Below are 4350 nucleotides of genomic sequence, written 5' to 3'. Positions count from 1 at the left end.
GAGTGGCAAAAGGTTCCGGATGATGAAGATCGCATGAGAAATCCGAAGCTTTGGAACGCATTTCACACGCCCTGGCGTCATGACCAAGGTTCCCGCGCTCGTTTCGGCGCGGGAAGTCATCATTCTTTTCAGTTTCTCTGAATTCTTCAGATGGATAAAATCAGTGAAGTCGAGTTGCAATGCGCAAGCGGCGACATGGCCGAGGCCGGGCATTGGATTTTGTGATGCGCCCGGCCCTGTCGGGCTTATGCCAGCTTCCTGAGGGTACTGTAAATGATGTTGCGGTTGGCACCGAACCAGACTCTCTTTTCAACCGCGTTTCCCGGGGCGCTGCCATTGGCAATACGCCACATGTCGGCCTCGGAACGCTGGAGCAGCTCCCAGTTCATATAGGATTCCATGTATCCGTCGTCGGCCATCTCATCGGAGAAGTTGGCAAATAGAAAGACGCCGCCCGGCTTCAGCATTTCCATGCAAATCTGCGTGAGTCGGATCGCTACCCTATCGGTGAGGTAATCGTACAGTCCGGCCGCGTAGATTAGGTCGAAGGTGCCAATCTGATGCTTTCGTGCGAGCAAGCCTCGGACAGATCCGTCGATAGGTTCGACGGAAGTCCCGTGGAATTGGCTCGAGATCGAGCCAATACTTTGAGGGTCCTGATCAAGAGCAACCCAGCGTTTGAGTCGGCCTTCCGCGAGCGCTTTCGATGCTTCCGCTTCGCGAAGGTGACCGGCGGCGACGGCCAGGACCTCGGTATTCGAACCCGTTCGCGCAGCGGTCTCATCAACGTAGCGGGTCAGGATGTCGCGACGTTCCCTTACGGCTACCGGGCCAGGAGCGTTTATCGTGTATTCGAAGATATCAAGACCCAGAGGAGTGGATCTAGCCACTTCCTCGGCCACCGCCGGATGCCCATAGATGAAGTCTATGAGACTGGCATCACCGGAATAGCCACGAGGTTTTTCAAAGGACCAACGCGTGAACGGGCACTGCTGCAGGATCTTTGCCGAGGAATGGGACTGAATAATCGGGATGAGCTTCTGCCAAACGGCAACGCCGAATTTTTGCCGCACGTCATGGAGTTGGCCAATCAACCACCTGACTGCGTCGGGCAGGTCTTTGCCCGCGGCGAATCGCTGCAATGCAATGTTGATGACAACCGCGAACTCAGCCTCCGCGGTTCGCAGAAGGTCCGTGTCATCATCCCGGGCAGGCGAGACGAACTTACTGCTGACCGACTGCGGTGTGATCAAGCTTTGGCCATCAAGGGAAAAGAGGGGCTGAGCCACGGAGACCTCATTGGTGAACAATCGTTTAAAATTTTATCTAAACTCTTCAACATTCTCATCGAGGTCAAGTGCCAAGGTTGGCGCAGCGCCGCGCTGCACGTATTAACTTTAGAAAATATTAGTGAACCCGAGAGATACTCCATCGGCTCAGGGGGCGTTGGAGCGTTGTCGGTTGATGTGGAGTCTGGGTAGAGCTATCCAGCTCCAGCTAGCGGTCTGCGTCGGGCAACTGCTGCAAGATGTTGGGTGGCAGGGGCATGACGCACGTGTTAGCCGAGACTGCAGTCGCCATCGCGCGGCCGTCGCTGTCGCCAGAACAGTTGCGCAGCCTTTATAACCAGAAGAGCGAGAGCGGCCGAAAGAGCGCCACGCGCCACGGCCTCTGGATTGCGGTAGCTACTTACCTTGCATACTCTTTCACGGACTATGTTTTTATTGGTGATGTCGTCCAGTACACGATAGCCGGCCGGCTGGTGGTTGGCGTCGGTGCCCTGTGCGTGCTGGAACTCTTGCTCTATCGCAAAGCAAAAGCCGATACAGTCGATATGGCCGCTGCGATGTCCGTGCTCGCAGCTTATCTCGTCTGGCTTCTCACCGCCCAGATGACCACAGCCAGGGACGCTTTCTCATACTACATGGTATTTGGGGCGATCTTCATGATGAGCGTCAACTTGTTCTTCAGTTTCCGGTTTCCGGTTGCTCTTGCGGCCTCCGCAACGAACATGCTCATCTTCATCTTCGCCCTTTACCTGTTCGCGCCTATGTTGCTTCTCTACAAGCTGATCCTTGGTGCGTTCTGCATTTCTTGCTTTGTTTTTACGTCATATGTGAACCTCCAGCTCAACAGAGAACGCTACAAAGTCTTCTTAAATGCTCTGGAAGCAAGTTTGCAGCAAGCTGCTGCCGACGAAAGAGGCAAGGCTCTTTTGCACCTCTCAAACACGGATTCCTTGACTGGCCTGGAAAACCGCCGGGCAATCGATCAACGTCTGCGTGACTATTGGCAACGCTGGCTGGACCACGGGGCGCCCTTTGCCGTCCTGCTTATCGATGTAGATTACTTCAAGCACTATAACGACTGCTACGGTCATCAAGACGGTGACCGGTGCCTGGTGGCTGTATCCGCGCGTCTCCAAAGCGTGGCTTCGTCCTTCGGCTCGGTTATCGGCCGATACGGGGGTGAAGAATTCATCGTCATCACACCAATGCAAAATTCGGAAAGAGGGGCCGAACTCGCCGAAGCAATGTGTGCTGCCGTCCGAGCCCTGGCCTGGCCACACGAGCACAGGCGAGACGGGACCAGCGTCGTCACCGTAAGTGTCGGGGTGTCCTATACGCGGGACGAGACCAAGCAGGTCGACAAGGTCATTCATGAAGCTGACCGCGCGCTTTACGCCGCCAAGGCAGCCGGCCGCAACACCCTCGTGGTCTTCGATCCCGAAGACCCGCAGAGCCGCGATGACAGCGAGGATATAGCCGCGACCCTGAAGATCGCGCTTGAACACGGCCTCGTCTCCCTCGTCTATCAGCCGATCCGAAACGTCCAGACAGGCAAAACGAACGCTGTTGAAGCTTTGATGCGTTTGAGCATGTTGGACGGAACGCCCGTATCGCCTGGTAAATTCATCCCGGTTGCGGAAAGGACAGGCTCGATCGTTGAACTCGGCCGGTGGGCAATTCGCACTGTTTGCCGGGATCTGTTGGCAACCGACCTGGTGCAAGTTGTTAGCGTCAACGTTTCGCCGATTGAACTTAAGATGCCGGGTTTCTCCAGCTATGTCGCAGCAACACTCGCCGAATTCGAAGTGACGGGCGCTCGCCTTGCTTTCGAAATTACCGAAGGCGTGGAGCTGGAAATCGACAAGGATGTGGTTCGTTGCATCAGCGACCTGAGAAAGCTGGGGGCTCAAGTCTGGCTCGACGATTTTGGCACAGGTTTTGCGGGGCTCTCCTGGCTTCGCCTGATAGAATTCGACACCGTCAAGATCGATCGCTCCTTCCTCCACGACTGCAACACGGAGAGAGGGAAGAGGATGTTGCTCGACATCATCAGCCTGTTGCGCAATCGCGGCGTAAGTATCCTTGTCGAAGGCGTCGAAACTATCGAACATCTGCGGCTGATGCAGCAGTACGGAATCACCCAGCTTCAGGGATATTACATTGCACGGCCCGGCCCGGCAGCTCAGCTTGAAACTGATAACGTGTTGAAGTTCAGCACGGTCAGGAACCCGGATTCCAAACGTTTATTTTGGAATGGGGCATAGGTTCAGCTCCAACCAAGACCCGGGGATCGTGGTTTCCCGGTAGCGCTTGGAGGTTTTTCCGCTCAGCCGAATCTACGGATGCTACTCATCATTTATGTCCAGCATCGATAGGTCCATGCGAGAATCAGATACTAATCGCCTGTTTTCGCCGCACTAGTTTCAGAATGCGCTGCCGGTCGCAGCGCCTCGCGTCCATTTGTGGAACTGGAGCTGGCTATGCAAAACCCAACCCAACTTGAAATCTCCCGACGGGCCTTACTTATCTCGTCTGCCGCAGCTGTCGCGGCGACCAGCGCCGTGCCGCTTACAGCGGCAGCGCAATCTTCGGGAAGTAGGATGAACCTCAGCACCTCTATCGCATTTTCCGTCAACGGCGAGCGGCGCGAACTGATCGTCGATAACAGGACCACACTGCTCGACGCCCTGCGCGAACATCTCCATCTGACCGGAACGAAGAAAGGCTGCGACCACGGGCAATGTGGTGCCTGTACCGTCATGGTGGACGGCCGTCGCCTCAATTCCTGTCTGACGCTTGCCGTCATGCACGAGGGGGACGAGATCACCACGATCGAAGGTCTGGGCGAACCGGGCCGCCTCCACCCTATGCAGGCGGCCTTCGTGAAGCACGACGGTTTCCAGTGCGGTTACTGTACGCCCGGGCAGATCTGTTCCTCGGTGGCAGTCCTTGAGGAGATCAAGGCGAATATTCCGAGCCATGTAACTGCCGACCTTACCGCGCCGGCTTCGGTGACCGTAACGGAGATTCGCGAGCGCATGAGCGGCAACATCTGTCGATG

General features: G+C 56.1%; 4 protein-coding genes. 2 read left to right on the top strand and 2 right to left on the bottom strand.

What is annotated here, in order from left to right; genetic code table 11:
• Both GQ59_RS32915 and GQ59_RS30215 read right to left on the bottom strand, forming a co-directional pair.
• Positions 1-213: hypothetical protein (locus GQ59_RS32915; RefSeq protein ID WP_207642201.1), on the bottom strand; the 213-nt coding region annotated here is incomplete at its 3' end.
• 32 nt (positions 214-245) lie between these two features.
• Positions 246-1289 carry a class I SAM-dependent methyltransferase gene (locus tag GQ59_RS30215; protein ID WP_037088570.1) on the bottom strand — a complete coding sequence of 348 codons (1044 nt, stop codon included), beginning with the start codon at positions 1287-1289 and terminating at the stop codon, positions 246-248.
• A 257-nt stretch (positions 1290-1546) separates the two neighbouring features.
• On the opposite strand from GQ59_RS30215, the gene GQ59_RS30210 reads away from it, so the two are divergent.
• Together GQ59_RS30210 and paoA are read left to right on the top strand one after the other, a co-directional pair.
• Positions 1547-3553, top strand: a complete 2007-nt coding sequence (locus GQ59_RS30210) for a putative bifunctional diguanylate cyclase/phosphodiesterase (protein WP_037088569.1) — start codon at positions 1547-1549, stop codon at positions 3551-3553.
• A 216-nt stretch (positions 3554-3769) separates the two neighbouring features.
• Positions 3770-4350, top strand: a 581-nt coding sequence (gene paoA / locus GQ59_RS30205; protein WP_432762620.1) for an aldehyde dehydrogenase iron-sulfur subunit PaoA, incomplete at its 3' end; no start/stop codon positions are given.

The sequence above is a fragment of the Neorhizobium vignae genome, from assembly GCF_000732195.1.
Lineage (GTDB): Bacteria > Pseudomonadota > Alphaproteobacteria > Rhizobiales > Rhizobiaceae > Neorhizobium > Neorhizobium vignae.
This window is presented reverse-complemented; position numbering and strand designations above follow the sequence as displayed.